The 2080-nt window shown below is 39.3% G+C and carries 2 protein-coding genes; both read left to right on the top strand.

Annotation, left to right across the window (positions count from 1 at the left end):
- The first annotated feature begins 153 nt into the window (after window positions 1-153).
- A complete protein-coding gene (locus L1D50_RS22840) occupies window positions 154-951 on the top strand; it encodes an isocitrate lyase/phosphoenolpyruvate mutase family protein (protein WP_239966919.1) in 798 nt (265 codons plus the stop codon).
- A 409-nt stretch (window positions 952-1360) separates the two neighbouring features.
- Complete coding sequence (mioC, locus tag L1D50_RS22835) at window positions 1361-1798, top strand: FMN-binding protein MioC (RefSeq protein WP_128727182.1); 438 nt, start codon at window positions 1361-1363, stop codon at window positions 1796-1798.
- Window positions 1799-2080 lie beyond the last annotated feature (282 nt).

The following is a 2080-nucleotide window of genomic DNA, read 5'->3' as shown; positions in this document are numbered from 1 at the left end:
CTCTAACTGCATAAAAATAATACATATTTTTTCAAATAACATTTTCACCTTACTTTTTCGTGAAAATGTGTATCAAAATGTTGAGTGCCAAATTTGGCCAGTCCAACATCCATAAACTGCGTACCCTAAGTGTGTCAACTTAGGAGAAATAAAATGGATCAACGTACAACTTTTAAAGCTCTTCATCAAAACACTAGCCCGCTCTTTACCGCTAATTGCTGGGATCCTTTATCGGCACTTATTATTGAGCAGGCTGGTGGCAAAGCTGTTGCGACAACAAGTTGGGGCATGTCAAATCATCAGGGCTATAAAGATGGAGAACAACTCACATTTGATCATGTACTACAAACAGTAAGTGCCATTCTTAAGGTGATCACTATTCCATTAAGTGTTGATATTGAGGCAGGCTACAGCGCGGATCAAAATCAGATCATCAAACATATTATCCAATTGGCCGACCTTGGCGTTGCAGGTATCAATATTGAAGACAAGCCCAGTCACCAGAGCAGCTTACGCGATATAGCATCACACCAAGCGCTATTGCAGGCAATCAAACAAGCATTACATCATCGCGGTTTCAAACACTTCTTTATCAATGCACGTTGCGATCTTTGCTTACAACCACATTGGACGGAAGCGACGCTTCATGAGCGTGCGCTCGCTTACCAAACAGCAGGTTGCGATGGCTTTTTTATTCCTGGTTTAACCGACACCGCGATGATAAAACGCCTAACAGCCCTGCTTTCAATTCCAGTCAATGTGATGTTGTTGCCCGGATTTAGTGATAAACAGGCGTTAGCTGAGTTAGGAGTCAAACGTATCTCATCAGGTAATGCACTCAGCGATCATGTGATAGCACAGCAAGAGTCAGCCACTAAAAAACTGCTCGAAGAGCATACGGTTGAGTTCTTATTTGAGCAACCAGTTCTCACAACTAGGCTGTCAAGCTAAATTAATCCCGAAATCTGACCGGTTTTTTAGACTCTTTTATTATATGGATCTAACTAAATAGATCTAAAAGTCTGGATCGACTTCGGGCTTTTAGATCGTTATCCACAACTCTTCATCCACAACCTCAAAATCCATTCAAAAACAGCGAAGATCTTACTTCTTCAATCGTAGTTCCAGCGTTATAAAAGCACTTTTAAGCGCAGCTATCCCATAGATTATCCACAAATAGATCACCAAGTTAAGCTCAGGAATATTTTATTTTTCTCTTTCCTTTCATATAGATAAATAAAGAAAGTAAAAATCACACATTATTTGTGCAAATATTTTTATCCAATAACTTCAAAGCCCTCTTTACATATTCATGTTAAACGCTAAGATGACGCGCAACACGACTTAGGTAAGGGTAATAATGCAAACTTTAGATCTTATTGTAGGCAGCCAAATGGGATCAGCAGAATACGTTGCTGAACAGCTAATGGAATCGCTTGAATCTCAAGGCTATACCGTAAATTTGCATGAACAACCTGAGCTTGAAGCTTGTCAGCAAGCACTGTGGCTGGTGGTGACATCAACCTATGGAGCCGGTGACTATCCAGAAAACTTATTACCTTTTATATCAGCGTTAAAAGCAAGTTCGGATCTGAGTCAGCTACGCTTTGCAGTAGTGGGAATTGGTGATTCAAGTTACGACACCTTTAACCACGCAGCTATTAATCTTGCTGATTTACTTAAAGAAAAAGGTGCAACACAGCTGTTAGACATAGAAAAGATCGATGTTTTACACCCAGATCTACCAGAAGATACCGCTATTGCTTGGTTACCTAAGTTTGTTGAATGTGTCGCTTAACGCTGCGACATTGAAATACACAGAAGTTATTCACAAATTCAGTCTATTTTAGATCGCATTGTGGATAACCTATGATCTAACTGCTGATCTATGCTTACTTATCCATTGGATAAAAAAATTCAGATCTAGCCCTGTGAATAAAGTGGCAAATTGATCAAAGGTTTTAGGCCTGTTGATCCGATCTAATTCACATCAATTGATCTTAGTTAAGCAATTGGATCTCAACAGGAATACAAAACTATTCACAGATCAAAGGATCAGTAATAGTAAGATCAATAAAGA

This window comes from Pseudoalteromonas sp. Isolate6, from assembly GCF_022398435.1.
GTDB classification, from domain to species: domain Bacteria; phylum Pseudomonadota; class Gammaproteobacteria; order Enterobacterales; family Alteromonadaceae; genus Pseudoalteromonas; species Pseudoalteromonas galatheae.
Note: the sequence above shows the minus strand (reverse complement) of the source record. Positions and strands in the feature narration are given on the sequence as shown.